This is a genomic window from Synechococcus sp. MU1611 (assembly GCF_020514255.1).
In the GTDB taxonomy this organism is placed as follows: Bacteria; Cyanobacteriota; Cyanobacteriia; order PCC-6307; family Cyanobiaceae; genus Parasynechococcus.
Genome location: NZ_VTLC01000003.1, coordinates 253,372 through 267,479, shown reverse-complemented (window position 1 = coordinate 267,479; position 14,108 = coordinate 253,372). Strand labels below are relative to the sequence as shown.

Here is a 14,108-nt window from a genome sequence, read left to right as displayed (position 1 = left end):
GGCCATCAGAACAGCAGGTCATCGTTGTCGTCATCGGATGGAGGCCAATCGAGGTCAACGCTGACCGGTGCGTGGTCACTGGGTTGCACGTTGCCGCGCATGCCTTTGTGAATGATGCAGCTCCGGGCGAGCCCCAGCAGTTCCTCGCAGAGATAAATGTGATCAATGCGCCAGCCGCGGTCCCGGTCCCAGGCGCCGCTGCGGTAATCCCACCAGCTCCAGTGGCCGGAATCTGGCTCGAAGACCCTGAACACGTCCTGAAGACGCTCCCCAAGGGCGGCACGAAGAGCACTGCGTTCAGCATCGCTGGCCATGATGCCGCCGGTTTGTCGGTCGGGGTCGGGAAGGTCGCGTGCTTCAAGCCCGATGTTGAAGTCACCGACCATGCACAGCGGTTCGCCGCGCTCCTGCTGGGCCTCGAGGTAACGCTTGAGGCAACCAAGCCAGGTCAGCTTGTAGGGATATTTCTCTGATTTCAGGCTTGATCCATTCGGCACATAGAGGTTGAGCACGCGGACGCCATTTAGCAGTGCGCTGATCACGCGTTTCTGTTCGCCGAGATCCGCAGCTTCAGCCTCTTCAGGGAGCTCCCCAACGAATCCGCAGCGCACATCCTCCAAGGGGTCGCGGCTGATCAGGGCGACGCCGTTGTAAGCCTTCTGGCCATGGATGTGCACGTGCCAGCCAGCAGATTTGAAGTCCTGCAAAGGAAACAGCGGGTCATCAACCTTGGTTTCCTGCAGACAAAGAAGATCCGGTTGCTCGTTCTCCAGCCAACTGAGCACCTGATCTAGTCGCGTGCGAACGGAATTCACGTTCCAGGTGGCGATCTGCACGGTTGATCCGGTGGTGAAAAAGACCCTTAGCATCAGCCCACCCCGAAATCCGCTGATGTCCTCCCGTCTTGCGGCTGTCGCACAACTTGTTCTGCCCTGCCTGATCGCAGCGACCATCCCTGTTGGCGCAAACGCCCAGGTGGATGCGCCTTATCAGAACCGCGAAGAACGAGAGATTTACGGAAACACCAATGACAACGGCTCCGTTCTCGACGCCGCTAACCCCATGGATCTGATGAACAGGATCCGGAGGTCGACGGCCATGGATGACGCCACGCCACCTTCCGATGCCATTGATGAGGCCCTCAAGGCCTTTCAGAATCAGCCCGAATCGCCGTAGGACCAGGTTGTTCCGAGGCGGCATTGCGTGCAGCGCTCAATCCGAGCCGTCCTGCCAGAACATCGATCAATGGATCGATCTGTCCGTTTGAATCCCGCCGTTGGCGGGCTTGCTTCAGCAGATCTTCAACATCCTTTGTGTGGCCTTTGTCCTGCTGCAACAGCGCAAGGGCCAGCAAGGGCCTTGTGTTGCTCGGCTCCTCTGCAGCCAGTTGGCGATACAGGTTGACCGCTTCCTGGTGGGATCCGCTTTGACGTAAGAGATCGGCAAGAAGCAGACCGATCTCCAGACGTTGTCCCGGTTCCAGGCTCTTGAAACGGGTGGTGAGTTCAGTCTTGGCCTGAATTTGGCGTCCCCGCTGCTGATCCAGCAGCACCAGCAATTGCAAAACCTGCGGATCATTCGGATGCAAGCGCATCAATTGATTGAGGCTGCGTCGGGCTGCCTCGGGCTGGCCATTGAGGCGTTGCAGCTCCGCTTTGAACAAGGTGAGTTCGCGGGGGGTAGAACGAGCCGTGATCCACGGTTGCAGCGCCACTTCGGCTTCCTGAAGGCGTTCCAGAGCAATCAAACGTTCCAGAAGGAGAACACGTTCTGCCTCGCTGAGCTCCTCCTGGAGCTGGAGTTGCTGCATCAGGGATTCGACCTGAGGATCTTCAGCCAGACGACTTCCGCGGGCGCGGGTTTCAGGGGCCATGGAGGCAGCAGCGATCCAACCGACCAGTGCAGCTCCAACCATGGACACCAGCAGCAACAGGATCCGGCGCGGGCTCTGCATCCGATCACCAATCAGCTATTTCAGTCTGAGGTGATTGCGGTGGGCTGGCTACAGTCTTCACAAGGGCTTTTAACTCCACCCGGATCTGGATCAATGCGCGCCCATCCGATTCCCCCGGTCACAGAGCCGTTGCAGTACCGGGCCATCGGTCTCGTTCGGGGCACCTACGCCCCTACCGATCCCGACCAACTCACCCGCGGCACGTTGACCGATGCCCAGGGGGTCCCCCTGGAAACCGTCGTGCTCGGTCGAGTGCTCACCTTGATCCGGCGGCATCTGCCCTTGGATCAACCGCACCTCTGGGTGGTGTACCCCAGAAGCCGCGAAAGTGATCATCTCCATCTTCAGATTGCTGGTGTCTGGGAACCCAGCACTCTTTCGCCGGAGCAAGCGGACGCCTCAGATACCTTGCCCGAGGGAGACGACTACTTCTCCATCAGAGGGGAGTTGATCTTCACCAAGCCCGAGACCGGCGAAATGGTGGTGAAGGTGCGGCAGCAGGCCCGGGCTGACGGCCAGCGGCCGCTCCCCTTCAAGCTCCAGATCAAGGGTGAGCTTCCCATGGAAAACCTGCGCCACTTCGTCAGCCTTGACCTTCGCCGGCAGGGACAGGAACTTCATCTGGAACAGCACGAGGTGATTGCCCCGATGCCGACGCGTGGTGGCAAATCCAAGGGAGGCCGAGGTCGTGCCACCTCCCGCGTTCGGAGCTGATGGCGGAGGGGGGGCAGGGGTCCACGGGGGTATTGCGCGCTGGTGTCGCTGTTGCCGGCATCACCGTTCTCGGAGCCTTTGGCCCTGCCTTGGGTCTGTCCTCCGCTTGGATTGTGGTGGCTGTTGGGGGTGCTCTGGTCACTCTCAGTGTTGATGCCGCCACCTGGCAGGGCATGGGTGGCCACATCCTGGCCGAAGCCTTGCCCGGTGGTCAGGAGCGTCTGCGTCGGATTGCGGTGCATGAGGCGGGCCATGTCCTGATTGCGGAAGAGGAGCAACTTCCGGTGCAGCAGGTGCTGGTTGGAACCCTTGCCTGTGTGCGTGCTGGGCTGCGCAGCAGTGGTGCCACTGAGTTCACCGTGCCGGATAGTGTTCGGATGCCCCTCGAGGATCTGCGGCGTTGGAGCCGGGTGCTCCAGGCCGGCATCGCGGCGGAGACCGTGGTCTTCGGTCAGGCCCGTGGTGGTGCAGATGACCGCGCTTTGCTGGGACGGCTCTGGGGACTGTCCGGCCATGACGTTGCCACCGCTCAGCGGGAGCAGCGTCGGGCCCGTCGGGAGATCGAGCAGCAACTGCGTCAGCAGCGTCAGGCGCTTGACCGTGAGGCGGTTGCGCTGTTGGAGGCGGCCCCGCGTCTGGGGCGATGAGCGCGCTCTGGATTGATGCGCCAACGGGTTTGGCGGGGGACATGCTCCTTGCCGCCCTGTTGGATCTCGGTGTGGATCAGGCCGTTGTGGAGTCGCCCCTGGCGGCCCTCGGTTTGGCAGGGCGCTACCGCCTCACCCAGCACGAGGCGCGCAGCGGCGGACTGCGGGGGATCCGCGTTGATGTGCAGGGGATCGAGGATCAGCCTCCCCACCGCCACTGGTCGGAGATCCGCGATCAGATCCATGCAGCTGCCTTGGCTCCATCGCTGAAGCAAACCGTTCTTGCCGTGTTCACCCGCCTGGCGGAAGCCGAAGCCACGGTGCATGGGACCTCGGCGGAGGCCGTTCACTTCCATGAAGTGGGGGCCATCGATGCCCTTGTGGATGTGGTGGGGGTCTGTGCCGCGATGCAAGATCTCACCCCGGGAGAGGTGGTCTGTTCCCCGTTGCCTGCCGGGAGCGGGACGGTGTCAACAGCCCATGGCCTGTTGCCCGTCCCCGTTCCTGCAGTGCTTGAACTGGCGCGTCGTCACCGCATTCCGCTTCTACAGGGTGGTGACCTGCCCACCGGGGAATTGGTGACGCCCACGGGTCTGGCCTTGGTGTCGGTGCTGGCGGATCGCTTTGTGGCCCCTGATGTTCTGGTGGCCGAAAAAATCGGCGTCGGCCTCGGCCATCGCCAGCTGGATCGCCCCAACCTGGTGCGCTTGGTGCTCCACACCCCGTCGGTGGATGCAGTTGCAGGTCCCCGCTGGGAGTCGCTGGTCGTTCAGGAAGCCTGGATTGATGACGCCACCCCTGAGGAGGTTGCGGCATTGGCCAATCGGTTGCGAGATGCGGGGGCGATTGATGTGGCGGTGCAGCCGTTGTTGATGAAAAAGGGCCGCAGTGGTCAGGCCATAACTGCGTTGGTGCGGGATGGTGATGCCGACGAGATGCGCCGGCTTTGGCTCAGTGCTGGCAGCAGCATTGGTTTGCGGGAGCGGCGCCAGGGACGCTGGGTGTTGCCGAGGCGCCATGGTGTGCTCGACACCCCCTGGGGTCCCCTCGCCGCCAAACAAGTGCGGCGCCCGGATGGTCGTTGCACTGTCAAAGCCGAAGCTGATGCCCTGGAGGCTCTTCAGGCCAGCACTGGGTGTGGTCTTGATGAGTTGAGGGCTGCCGCAGCTGCTGCACCGTTTGTCAGCACGGAAGACTGGACCTGATGGGCAAAATCCTTCGCCAACCCAAGCTCTGGATCACGCTGGCCAGCCTGGTCTTCATCGCTGTGGCCATGGCCCAGCAGGCTGACCAGCTTCGCCAGCTGAGCCTGGTGGCCAATGGTTGGTGGTGGCTGTTGTTGGGTCTGGGCCTGACTTGGCTCAGCATCCTGATCAATGGTCTGGCCTGGCGCGACCTGCTGGTCTGGTTGAAGCACCCTCCCCAAGGCCTCGCGGTGGTGCCGCTTTTTGTGCGCAGCAACCTGCTGAAGTACCTGCCAGGTGGAATCTGGCATCTGGTGGAGCGGGTCCGGGTGCTGCGCCCGGTGATTGGCGGTGGACCGGCCCTGGCCGGTGTGATTCTTGATCCGCTCCTGATCGTGGCGGCGTCCGTTCTTGTTGTGGTTGCTGGTGGATGGCAGCAGGGCCTCGCACTGCTCGCTCCCTTGCCAGCGCTCCTGATGATTCCGCGGTGGCGGGAGCCGCTCCTGCGTCGGCTGGAGCGTTCGAAGGCGGCGCAGTTGCAGTCCGCTGGCGGCGGGCCACTGGAGAGTGAGGGGAGCGGTCGCGGCGGCTACCCCTGGTGGCCACTCACGCTTCAGCTGCTGTTTGTGCTCTGCCGCTTTGCCGGGTTCTGGTGCAGCGTGCAGGCCTTTGGCATTCGCAGCCCGGCGCCATTCACCTGGCTCGCAGCATTTGGACTGGCCTATGCCGTTGGGCTGGTGGTCCCCGGTGCCCCTGGTGGTCTGGGGGTCTTTGAAGCCACCTTGTTGCTTCGGTTGGGTCCTGCCGTGCCGGAAGCGCAGTTGCTGGCCGTCGTGCTCAGTTATCGGCTCTTGTCCACCCTTGCGGATGTTGTTGCCAGCGCGGCACTTGTGGCGGATCGGCTGGTGGAGCAACGTTTGAAACGTTCATGCTGACCCCCTGGCTGTTGTGGTGCTGAGTCGTCGCCGGATGCTGCAGCTGGTGCTTGGCACCGGTCTCAGTGCCGTGGCCCTGCCCTTGAGCGCTGCCAGGCGGGCGGCGCTACGTGTCGGCTTGATCAGTGATCTCAACAGCAGTTATGGAGCCACCAGCTACATCCCTGCCGTTCATCAGGGGCTGGACCAGCTGATTGCCCTTCAGCCGGATCTGGTCGTGTGTGCAGGGGACATGGTCGCGGGCCAGATGCGAGGCCTCACGGGGCTGCAGCTCGATGCGATGTGGCGGGGGTTCGAAACGTCGGTTCTACGGCTGCTTCAGACGGCCGGCATCCCGCTGCTGCCGGCGATCGGGAACCATGACGGTTCACCGGGTTTTCCGGCTGATCGTGCCGCTGTTTCCCGGTTCTGGACCCCGATCCGTTCACGCTTGGGATTGGCGTTTGTGGATGCCTCTCAGTTCCCATTTCGCTACACGGTGCTGCAGGACGGGATCTTCTGGCTGGTCTGGGATGCCAGCTCAGCCCGTGTTCCTGAGGACCAGCTGGTTTGGGCACAACAACAGTTGGCCAGTACGAAGGCACAAACCGCTCGTGCACGATTCGTGGTTGGTCATCTGCCCCTGGTCGGTGTTGGTCAGGGTAAGGATCGCCCTGGTGAGGTATTGGACCGGGGGAGCGCGCTCCAGGCCCTGATGGAGAACGCCGGAGTGCAGGGCTACATCAGTGGTCACCATCACGCTTGGTTCTCCGGTCGCCGTGGCCAGCTCGATCTCATCCAGCTCGGTGCGCTGGGCAGTGGCCCCCGGCGCTTGCTGGACGGTGGAACTTCAGCTCAGCAGACCTTCACGTTGTTGGAGATGGATGGGTTGAGGGGTGACATCAAAGAAACCACCTATGCCGTTTCAACGGGACAGCCGCTGTCCTGGTCGACACTCCCTCTCCGTCTCAACACCCGTGCCGGGGAGCTCCAGCGCAATTCCTCAGAGAGGTTGCTGCGGGGATGACGACCCGTCCCTGCTGGAGGCGTGATCCAGCGTCGGCACCAGAGCCATTGCGGCGATCAGCCCCAGCACGAGGATCATCAGGGCCGGCAACAGTGCTTCGGCCAACCGTTCATCGCCGGCGTATTGGAACACCCGCACTGAGAGGGTGTCGAAGTCGAACGGCCGCAGGGCAAAGGTGAGGGGAAGCTCTTTCACTGTGTCGACAAAGACCAGCAACAAGCCGACGGTGATAGGCCCGCGCAGCAGAGGCAAGTGCACCCGTTGGAGCACGCTTTGCCACGGGGAACCCATCCCCGTGGCCGCTTCATCGAGGCTTGGGCTGATCCGCTCGAGTGCAGCGTCTAACCCCCCTTTTGCTACTGCCAGAAAACGGACGCTGTATCCCCATAGGAGCAGAAGCAACGGGGCGACCTGCCAGGGGGCTCCGGTGAGCAGCAGGGCTAGAGCCAGAACGGTGCCGGGGATTGCGTAGCCCGTTCCCGCCAGGAAGGTGAGGCTTTTCAGCCATCGGGCATCAGACCAGCGTTTGGCGATGGCCAGCACCAGAGCTGCCGCAACCGCCATAACGGCGGCAGCCAGGGCCAGTAGGAGACTGCGCCCACTCAGGCTGATCAGATCGTCGTTCCAGCCGTTTTGGAGCTGATCCAGGTTTGTGGCGGCCCACAGCAGTGGGGTTCCCAGGCTCAACACAGGAGGGATGATCGCCAGCAGTTGAGCCACCACTGCCCGTATTCCATTCAGGGGCCAGGCCGTTGAATCTCCACCGGCCACCCCATCACACCAGCGCCGACTGCGGCTGCGCAGGCTGCGTTCACAGATCACCAAACCCAGCACGATCACCAACGTGATCAAGGCCAAGCTGATGGCTCCAGAAGGATTGCCGTCGGATTGCCAGGTTTCGAGGATGCCCGCGGAGAGGCTTGGTATCCCGAGGAGCTGAACAGCACCGAGCTCATTGACAACTTCCATCCCCATCAGGGCGACACCGGCCCCGATCGCGGGAAGAGCGATCGGTAAGGCAACGCGACCGAAGGCTGACCACGGGCCGACCCCCAGGCTGCGACACGCCTCCAGCTGACGCCGGCCGCTGACGGAGAAATTTTCTGTGCTCAGCAGAAACACGTAGGGGTAGGTGGTCAAGGCCATGACAGTGATGCCCCAGCCCATGCCGTGAATGGTCCAGCTGTGGCGACTCCCCAGATCGATCAGTGTTGCTGAGAGCAGATAGGCCGGTGTTGCCAGCGGAATCAGCTGGGCAATCCGCAGCCATTGGCGGCCAGGAAAACGGCAGTTGCACAGCAGCCATCCATTGGTCGTGCCCAGCACGGTGCCCAATGTGGCTGTTCCTAGGAGCAGCTTGATCGTGCCCAGCACCTGGCGCATCCCATCGGGGCCAAGATCGGTGAAGCCGCTCTGCAGGGTTTTGATGGCCTCCTGCACCAACGTCAGCACCGGCCAGATGGCAATCAGGGCTGTGATCGAAGCGAGCAGAAAGAGGGCCAGCCGGCTCGGGCTTGGAACAATCCGGTTGGTCAGCAACGTCAATTGAGCGATGGGCCGGACACCGTCGTTGCGACATTGCCCTGGAATGAGTCTGGCGATAAAGGGGGTTGGTCAGGCAGACGATCAGCAAACCATTCATCCCAGCGATCAGTGCGTCCGATGGCGGACAAGGCGTTGATGGTTGGTCAGCCCAGGACGTGCAAAACGCACACCAGCATCGATCATTTGGCACACTCATATGCTCTGTCCGTTCCCAAGCTGCTTGGATCTGTGGAACAGCTGCTCCCGATGGAGCCGACGGTTGAGTTGAACGGTGTCTGGCATTGCTACGGCAATGCTTCCGAGGGCTGGACCCTTCAGGGGGTCGATCTTCAAGTGGCGCAAGGGGAGCTGCTGGGTTTACTCGGCCCCTCCGGTTGCGGTAAAACCACCCTCCTGCGCTTGATTGCTGGCTTTGAGCGCCCTCAGCGGGGCACGGTGAAGCTGGCCCAGCGCACCGTGGCTGGGGAAGGGGCATGGATGGAGCCAGAACGCAGGGGTGTTGGCATGGTCTTTCAGGACTATGCGCTGTTTCCTCATCTGAATGCCTGGCAGAACGCCAGTTTTGGTCTGCCCCAGCGGCACCCCAACCCTGAGCGGGTGGCCTGGCTGTTTGAGTTGCTGGGGTTGCATGGATTGGAGCAGCGCTATCCGCACCAGCTGTCCGGTGGTCAGCGTCAACGGCTGGCCTTGGCGCGAGCCCTGGCCCCAGCTCCAAGGGTTGTGCTCCTGGATGAGCCCTTCTCCAGTCTGGATGTGGAGGTGAGGCTGCGACTGCGAAGTGAGCTCGCTTCTGTGCTGGACGCCTGTGGCGCCAGCGGCGTGATCGTCACCCATGATCCGGGAGAAGCCTTGGCGATCTGCGATCGCGTCGCTGTCATGAGGGATGGCGTTTTGCATCAATGCGCCTCTCCACAAGACATTGTGCGATCACCGGCGACGCCGTTTGTGGGGTCCTTCGTGCTTCAACGCAACTTGATTCCCGTTCAGTCGCGGGAGCGAGGGCAGTTGTCCTGTCTGCTGGGCGATCTGGATGAAGCGAAGCCCATGGTGTTGGCAGACCGCCGAGCATCCGGTGATTGTTGTGTTCTGGTAGACCCTCACGACATCAATGTCATCGCTGATGCCGAAGGAGAGGCCAGTGTTCTGGGGCGTGAATTTCTGGGCGATGCATGGGAATACCGAATCCGAATCGCCGATGTATTGGTGCGTGCCCACTGTCCGATTGATCAGGAGCATCCTCCACAAACCCGTTGCCGGCTCACGTTCCGGGATGGGGCCAGAGTCACGTTGCTTCCGCATGCCGACGTGAGCTGAGCCGAGGAGCGGCCGTACCGGTGGCCGCGCATTGCCATAAAAAATCCCCCATCTCAGTGGGGGATTAAGTAAGAGCTGTCGACGTGTTCAGCGTTGGTGATGACGGACAGGAATCGGTACAAGGACAGGCTGTCGCAGGCCGCCTCCACCGTTGTCGTCATCGGAGTCAGCCAGAAGCCACAACAACAAACTTGCAAGAACAAAGACTGTTCCGAGCAACAGCGGTTCGACCATTGAGGTGTCTTCCATGGCACGCACAATAAGCAGCATTCATGGGTTCTGCTGAATCAGCTGAAACCTTTTCCCGCATCAGGTGCCACACAAGCCTGGAGTTGCTCCCGCAGGGTCTTGTGGTCGATGTCACGGCCAATCAGCACCAATTGGTTCTTGCGATCACCGGTCCAGTCGGTGTCGTCGATCGAAAACCGTTTGCCTGCCAGATGGAACACATGGCGTCGTTCGCTTTCGTTGAACCAGAGGATTCCCTTGGCTCTGAACACCTCCTGGGGCATTTGGTTGTCGAGGAAGTTCTGGAACTTGCGCAAGGAGAAAGGTCCATCACTCTGGAACGACACGGAGGTGAATCCCTCGATCGCCTGATGGTCCGCGTGATCACCATGGCTGTGGTCATGGTGATGGCTGTGGTCGTGGTGATGATTGTGCCCGTGCCCATGGTCGTGCCCGTGTTCGTGACCGTGGTCGTGGTGATGACTGTGGCCATGACCGTGCTCGTGGTCGTGGTCGCTGTGATTCAGGCTCGGATCCTCGGCGGGGGCACTCACCTTGTCGGATTCGAACAGGCCGACACTGAGCAGCAAGGCCAGGGGGACATCCCCTTTCACCGATCGCAGGATGCGGGCATCGTTCTTGACGTCTCTGAGTTTCTGCTCAACGGCCTCAAGCCGCTCTTCGGAGACGAGATCACACTTGTTCAGCAGCAGGATGTCGCCATAAATCACCTGGGCTCGGCCAACTTCCGTCTCGAGCACGACTTCATCGAAGTTTTCTGCATCGATCAACGTGATGATCGAATCAAGGCGGGTCTGATCGCGCAGTTCACTGCCGAGAAAAGTCATCGCAACCGGCAGGGGATCGGCCAGACCAGTGGTTTCGACGACGATGTAGTCGAGAGGTTCAGGGCGTTCCATGACCCGTTCCACTGCCTCCATCAGTTCGTCGTTGATCGAGCAGCAGATGCAACCGTTGCTTAGCTCCACCATGTCTTCATCGGTGGTGACGATCAGATCGTTGTCGATTCCGATTTCGCCGAATTCGTTCACCAGCACCGCAGTCTTCACCCCCTGCTGATTGGTCAGGATGTGGTTCAGCAGCGTGGTCTTCCCTGCTCCGAGGAAGCCGCTGAGAATGGTGACGGGGACGTTGGAGGTGGCTGGTGCAGTGGTCATGCGCAAGGACCCTCAGCACTCATGCTGGCAACAGTCCGTCGATTGCGGTGGCCAGTTCCACATCGAGCCTGCTGAGCCCACCGAGATCATGGGTGGTTAGATCGATCGACACGCGGTTGTAGACATTGCTCCAGTTCGGATGGTGATTTTTGGATTCGGCCAGTAGGGCCACCTGTGCCATGAATCCAAACGCCTCCACGAAGCTCTTGAATTGCAGATCGCGGTGCAGCCGTTCGCCCTGCACTCTCCAGTTGGGTAGTTCTGTGGCGAGCGCCGACATCTGGGTGGCGTCGAGACGTTCCATCGGCATGCGATCTCTGATTCACCCCTCCATCGTGGCGGGATCGTGGCCCCTAAGGGAGCTCTCTGTCGTGCTGCCCCAGATCAATGCAATAAGCCCAAAATTTTCGGACCCAACGCGGCTTGGGATGGAGGTTGGCAACGCTCAGCACCGCCATAGAAATGATTCCGAGTACGACCGCAAACGCTGGATCGATCCAAAACCAGAACAGGACGATCAAAACGCTGATGACAACAATCCGACAAATCTGTCCGAATGTCATGGAGCTGATCCTCAATCACTTAAGTCATGCAATCGATCAATCATCAGATCGGTGTCTGTATCGATGCCGTTGTCTGTTTCCCAGGCATTGGGGTCATGTCGTACCTGAATGGCTTGATTGATTCTTTCCACATTGCGAAGACTCAACAGGGTTTGAGGCTTGGCTGAGGCGTTCTGCGTCGTGGAACGAGGTGCCGTGACGCTGGATGGTTCGCCGAAAAGGTGGCAGGCGATCGTTCTGTTGTGAGCAGCGCTGCGGTGCTCCCAGAGGTACACGGCTTGCCAGGTGCCCAGCAGCAGCTGTCCTCCACTGACGCTCAGGCTGAGGGTCTGGCTGGTGAGTGCTGTTCGGATATGGGCCGGCATGTCATCCGCTCCTTCGTCGTCATGGAGATACCGGCGGTGTTCTGGAACGGCATCCGCCATCCATGCATCAAGGTCTTGCAGAACCCGTGGATCAGCGTTCTCGTTGATCGTGAGGCTTGCGCTCGTGTGCAGGCACGTGAGGTGCAGTACGCCCTGGTCAAGGCCTGTGTTGCGGATCCAGGTGTTCAACCGACCGTCCAGACGGGTGAAGCCCTTCCCAGGGGTTTGGACTGAGATCTGATGCAGGATCTGCTGAACTCCCACCGCTCTATAGCGTTCTCTTCTTACTTTGCGTGCTTCAGCTCCGTCTGACCCCATGGCCAGTCCCTCTGCCCCCGAACTGACGCTGCTTTTTGACGGGGGCTGTCCGTTGTGCGTGCGTGAAGTTCGTTTTCTGCAGCGGCGTGACTCTCTGGGCCGGCTGGAATTTGTCGATATCGATGCTGCGGATTACGACCCTGAGGCCCATGCCGGCATCAGCTACCGGGAGGCCATGGGCCGCATTCATGCCATTGCGGGCTCCGGTGAGGTGCTCCGGGATGTGGCCGTCTTCCGCGAGGCGTACCGCCTGATTGGTCTGGGGTGGCTGTATGCACCGACCCGCTGGCCGTTGATCGGCGGCGTGGTCAATTGGATCTATGGGATTTGGGCGTCCCGGCGGCTTCAGATCACGGGGCGAGCGGATTTGGAGACCCTGTGCCGAGGCCGATGTGAGTTGAACTGATCGGCTTACGGGATGGTCGATGGCTGTCGATAGATCAGTTTGAGCGGCCAAAGAGCCATGGGAAGGGCGAGCCCAAAGGCTGCGCGCAGCATCAGTCGGCGCATCGATGCAGGAAGACTGAACTGCTTCACCATGCCCTGCATCGCAGCTTCGATGCCACCCCCAAGGTCGTTAAATTGATTGAAAGGAGAGCGAGATGGCTTCTGCCGCAACGGCTTGGGGGCAGCTGGGAGCCCATTTGCGTGAAACACAGCTGCTGGGTTCGATTCAGAGCACCCTGTATTGGGACCAGAACACCCGCATGCCCTCTGGTGGTGCACCCTGGCGAGGTGAGCAGCTCACGCTTCTGGCGACCCAGCTTCATGCACGTCAGAGCTCCGCGGCCTATGCGGATCTGCTGGCCGTAGCTCGTGAGCATTGGAACTCCGGTGAACGATGCCCCGAACAGGGCCGCAATTTGGATTTGCTGGAGCAGGACCTGTGCAGGCAGCAGGCTCTCGATCCAGCCCTGGTCGCTGCATTGGCGACGGCCAAAGCCAAGGGGTACAACCTGTGGCAGCAGGCTCGAGCAGCGTCTGATTTCAGTCTTTTTGCACCGGCGCTTCAGACGTTGATTGACCTGCGCCAGGAGCAGGCCAACCAGCTGGACGAGCTTCGATCGTGCTGGGAAACCCTGGCTCAACCCTTCGAACCGGACCTTCGGCTTGAGCGTCTCGAGGCTCTGTTTGCTCCGTTAAGGCAACGGTTGCCGCAATTGGTCGCTCAGGCATCCACCCGCCCACGCCCACGATCAGCGGACTGGGATCTCGAGGAGTCGAGCCAGCAGCATCTCTGTGACGCGCTCCTGCAGGCCTGGGGCCGCAACTCCGCCATCACCTGTATGGCCCGCTCTCCCCACCCCTTCTCCATCACGTTGGGACCCGCGGATTACAGGATCACCACGCGTGTGGTGCCAGGTCAGCCGTTGTCGTGCTTCCTGGCCACCGCCCATGAATGGGGACACTCCCTCTATGAACAAGGGCTCCCGGACCAGAGCCATCAGTGGTTTGCCTGGCCGCTGGGTCAGGCCACCTCGATGGCCGTTCATGAAAGTCAGTCGTTGTTCTGGGAGAACCGCGTTGCCCGGAGTCGTCCGTTCGCGGAGCAGTGGTGGACCCGTTTTGCTCAGGCTGGAGCTCCCTTCACCTGTGCCCAGGACATGTGGCAGGCCATGAATCCCATCTCGCCCGGCTTGAACCGCGTTGAAGCTGATGAACTCAGCTACGGCTTACACATCCTGATCCGCACTGATCTCGAGATCGCATTGCTCGAGAAGGGCTTGGCTGTGAAGGATCTTCCCGGCGAGTGGAACACGCGTTATGGGGAGCTCTTGGGGGTTCGCCCCATGAATGATGCGGAGGGATGTCTTCAGGATGTGCATTGGAGCGAAGGCCTGTTTGGCTATTTCCCGTCGTACCTGTTGGGGCACCTGATTAGTGCGCAATTGAGTGAAGCGATGACGGAGGCCATCGGTGCTCCAGAAGACCATGTGCATCGCGGTGATGTCACGCCCCTACTGGATTGGCTCCGTGAGCACGTGCACCCGCTGGGACGCAGTGTGAATGCGGAGCAATTGGTTGAAAAAGTCAGCGGTCGCCCCTTGAGCACCGAAGCCTTCCTTGGCTATTTGGAGAGCAAACTTGATCGCTTGCACCAGGCGTCCCAGCCTCTACAGGTTTGATTGGCCGAGGCGGCCCGTAGGATGCGCCGCG

17 protein-coding genes are annotated in these 14,108 nt (G+C 61.0%); 9 read left to right on the top strand and 8 right to left on the bottom strand.

The annotated features are described in order from the left end of the window. Window positions 1–5: 5 nt before the first annotated feature. A complete protein-coding gene (xth, locus tag FZZ92_RS08165; protein ID WP_226398339.1) occupies window positions 6–836 on the bottom strand; it encodes an exodeoxyribonuclease III in 831 nt (276 codons plus the stop codon). Window positions 837–891: 55 nt separating this feature from the next. On the opposite strand from xth, the gene FZZ92_RS08160 reads away from it, so the two are divergent. After that, window positions 892–1,176: a hypothetical protein gene (locus tag FZZ92_RS08160; RefSeq protein WP_115024011.1), complete on the top strand. Its 285-nt coding sequence runs from the start codon at window positions 892–894 to the stop codon at window positions 1,174–1,176. Here FZZ92_RS08160 and FZZ92_RS08155 read toward each other — a convergent pair. After that, window positions 1,142–1,954: a tetratricopeptide repeat protein gene (locus tag FZZ92_RS08155; RefSeq protein WP_226422980.1), complete on the bottom strand. Its 813-nt coding sequence runs from the start codon at window positions 1,952–1,954 to the stop codon at window positions 1,142–1,144. The genes FZZ92_RS08160 and FZZ92_RS08155 overlap by 35 nt on opposite strands. Before the next feature lie 93 nt (window positions 1,955–2,047). On the opposite strand from FZZ92_RS08155, the gene FZZ92_RS08150 reads away from it, so the two are divergent. From FZZ92_RS08150 to FZZ92_RS08130, 5 genes are read left to right on the top strand one after another with little or no spacing between them, the layout of a single operon-like run. After that, a complete protein-coding gene (locus FZZ92_RS08150) occupies window positions 2,048–2,668 on the top strand; it encodes a hypothetical protein (RefSeq protein ID WP_226422979.1) in 621 nt (206 codons plus the stop codon). Continuing rightward, the gene (locus FZZ92_RS08145) at window positions 2,668–3,315 is read left to right on the top strand and encodes a hypothetical protein (RefSeq protein WP_226398271.1); all 648 of its coding nucleotides are present in this window, start codon (window positions 2,668–2,670) and stop codon (window positions 3,313–3,315) included. The genes FZZ92_RS08150 and FZZ92_RS08145 overlap by 1 nt, the downstream gene beginning before the upstream one ends. After that, window positions 3,312–4,520 (top strand): nickel pincer cofactor biosynthesis protein LarC, encoded by a 1,209-nt coding sequence (gene larC, locus FZZ92_RS08140; RefSeq protein ID WP_226422978.1) that lies wholly within the window; start codon window positions 3,312–3,314, stop codon window positions 4,518–4,520. Before FZZ92_RS08145 ends, larC begins: the two co-directional genes overlap by 4 nt. Continuing rightward, window positions 4,520–5,434: a lysylphosphatidylglycerol synthase domain-containing protein gene (locus FZZ92_RS08135; RefSeq protein WP_115024004.1), complete on the top strand. Its 915-nt coding sequence runs from the start codon at window positions 4,520–4,522 to the stop codon at window positions 5,432–5,434. Before larC ends, FZZ92_RS08135 begins: the two co-directional genes overlap by 1 nt. A 34-nt stretch (window positions 5,435–5,468) precedes the next feature. Continuing rightward, window positions 5,469–6,440, top strand: coding sequence for a metallophosphoesterase (locus tag FZZ92_RS08130; protein ID WP_115024341.1), 972 nt, complete (start codon window positions 5,469–5,471; stop codon window positions 6,438–6,440). Here the strand turns inward: FZZ92_RS08130 and FZZ92_RS08125 are convergent. Beyond that, window positions 6,417–7,985 carry an iron ABC transporter permease gene (locus tag FZZ92_RS08125; protein ID WP_226422976.1) on the bottom strand — a complete coding sequence of 523 codons (1,569 nt, stop codon included), beginning with the start codon at window positions 7,983–7,985 and terminating at the stop codon, window positions 6,417–6,419. The genes FZZ92_RS08130 and FZZ92_RS08125 overlap by 24 nt on opposite strands. 246 nt (window positions 7,986–8,231) lie before the next feature. Between FZZ92_RS08125 and FZZ92_RS08120 the strand changes: the two genes are divergently transcribed. Further along, window positions 8,232–9,299: an ABC transporter ATP-binding protein gene (locus tag FZZ92_RS08120; protein ID WP_115024339.1), complete on the top strand. Its 1,068-nt coding sequence runs from the start codon at window positions 8,232–8,234 to the stop codon at window positions 9,297–9,299. An 87-nt stretch (window positions 9,300–9,386) separates the two neighbouring features. Here the strand turns inward: FZZ92_RS08120 and FZZ92_RS08115 are convergent, their stop codons facing one another. The 4 genes from FZZ92_RS08115 to FZZ92_RS08100 all read right to left on the bottom strand — a co-directional run bounded on the left by FZZ92_RS08115 (window position 9,387) and on the right by FZZ92_RS08100 (window position 11,951). Beyond that, a complete protein-coding gene (locus FZZ92_RS08115; protein WP_115024002.1) occupies window positions 9,387–9,569 on the bottom strand; it encodes a hypothetical protein in 183 nt (60 codons plus the stop codon). Between the two features lie 17 nt (window positions 9,570–9,586). Further along, window positions 9,587–10,705, bottom strand: a complete 1,119-nt coding sequence (locus FZZ92_RS08110) for a GTP-binding protein (RefSeq protein ID WP_226398267.1) — start codon at window positions 10,703–10,705, stop codon at window positions 9,587–9,589. A 19-nt stretch (window positions 10,706–10,724) separates the two neighbouring features. Further along, window positions 10,725–11,015 carry a 4a-hydroxytetrahydrobiopterin dehydratase gene (locus FZZ92_RS08105; protein WP_115023999.1) on the bottom strand — a complete coding sequence of 97 codons (291 nt, stop codon included), beginning with the start codon at window positions 11,013–11,015 and terminating at the stop codon, window positions 10,725–10,727. A gap of 264 nt (window positions 11,016–11,279) precedes the next feature. Beyond that, window positions 11,280–11,951, bottom strand: coding sequence for a secondary thiamine-phosphate synthase enzyme YjbQ (locus tag FZZ92_RS08100; RefSeq protein WP_255614177.1), 672 nt, complete (start codon window positions 11,949–11,951; stop codon window positions 11,280–11,282). On the opposite strand from FZZ92_RS08100, the gene FZZ92_RS08095 reads away from it, so the two are divergent. Then, a complete protein-coding gene (locus FZZ92_RS08095) occupies window positions 11,950–12,357 on the top strand; it encodes a thiol-disulfide oxidoreductase DCC family protein (RefSeq protein ID WP_226422975.1) in 408 nt (135 codons plus the stop codon). The genes FZZ92_RS08100 and FZZ92_RS08095 overlap by 2 nt on opposite strands. A 5-nt stretch (window positions 12,358–12,362) precedes the next feature. Here the strand turns inward: FZZ92_RS08095 and FZZ92_RS13140 are convergent, their stop codons facing one another. Then, window positions 12,363–12,491: a hypothetical protein gene (locus tag FZZ92_RS13140; protein WP_255614175.1), complete on the bottom strand. Its 129-nt coding sequence runs from the start codon at window positions 12,489–12,491 to the stop codon at window positions 12,363–12,365. A gap of 62 nt (window positions 12,492–12,553) precedes the next feature. Between FZZ92_RS13140 and FZZ92_RS08090 the strand changes: the two genes are divergently transcribed. Continuing rightward, on the top strand, window positions 12,554–14,077 hold the full coding sequence (locus tag FZZ92_RS08090) for a carboxypeptidase M32 (RefSeq protein WP_226422974.1): 1,524 nt from the start codon (window positions 12,554–12,556) through the stop codon (window positions 14,075–14,077). Window positions 14,078–14,108: the final 31 nt, after the last annotated feature.

Bases quoted from the DNA above. Each gene is read 5' to 3' on its own strand.
- FZZ92_RS08160 (WP_115024011.1), top strand. From the start codon at position 892: ATGTCCTCCCGTCTTGCGGCTGTCGCACAACTTGTTCTGCCCTGCCTG.
- FZZ92_RS08155 (WP_226422980.1), bottom strand. From the start codon at position 1,954: ATGCAGAGCCCGCGCCGGATCCTGTTGCTGCTGGTGTCCATGGTTGGA.
- FZZ92_RS08150 (WP_226422979.1), top strand. From the start codon at position 2,048: ATGCGCGCCCATCCGATTCCCCCGGTCACAGAGCCGTTGCAGTACCGG.
- FZZ92_RS08145 (WP_226398271.1), top strand. From the start codon at position 2,668: ATGGCGGAGGGGGGGCAGGGGTCCACGGGGGTATTGCGCGCTGGTGTC.
- larC (WP_226422978.1), top strand. From the start codon at position 3,312: ATGAGCGCGCTCTGGATTGATGCGCCAACGGGTTTGGCGGGGGACATG.
- FZZ92_RS08135 (WP_115024004.1), top strand. From the start codon at position 4,520: ATGGGCAAAATCCTTCGCCAACCCAAGCTCTGGATCACGCTGGCCAGC.
- FZZ92_RS08130 (WP_115024341.1), top strand. From the start codon at position 5,469: ATGCTGCAGCTGGTGCTTGGCACCGGTCTCAGTGCCGTGGCCCTGCCC.
- FZZ92_RS08120 (WP_115024339.1), top strand. From the start codon at position 8,232: ATGGAGCCGACGGTTGAGTTGAACGGTGTCTGGCATTGCTACGGCAAT.
- FZZ92_RS08115 (WP_115024002.1), bottom strand. From the start codon at position 9,569: ATGCTGCTTATTGTGCGTGCCATGGAAGACACCTCAATGGTCGAACCG.
- FZZ92_RS08110 (WP_226398267.1), bottom strand. From the start codon at position 10,705: ATGACCACTGCACCAGCCACCTCCAACGTCCCCGTCACCATTCTCAGC.
- FZZ92_RS08105 (WP_115023999.1), bottom strand. From the start codon at position 11,015: ATGCCGATGGAACGTCTCGACGCCACCCAGATGTCGGCGCTCGCCACA.
- FZZ92_RS08095 (WP_226422975.1), top strand. From the start codon at position 11,950: ATGGCCAGTCCCTCTGCCCCCGAACTGACGCTGCTTTTTGACGGGGGC.
- FZZ92_RS08100 (WP_255614177.1), bottom strand. From the start codon at position 11,951: ATGGGGTCAGACGGAGCTGAAGCACGCAAAGTAAGAAGAGAACGCTAT.
- FZZ92_RS13140 (WP_255614175.1), bottom strand. From the start codon at position 12,491: ATGGTGAAGCAGTTCAGTCTTCCTGCATCGATGCGCCGACTGATGCTG.
- FZZ92_RS08090 (WP_226422974.1), top strand. From the start codon at position 12,554: ATGGCTTCTGCCGCAACGGCTTGGGGGCAGCTGGGAGCCCATTTGCGT.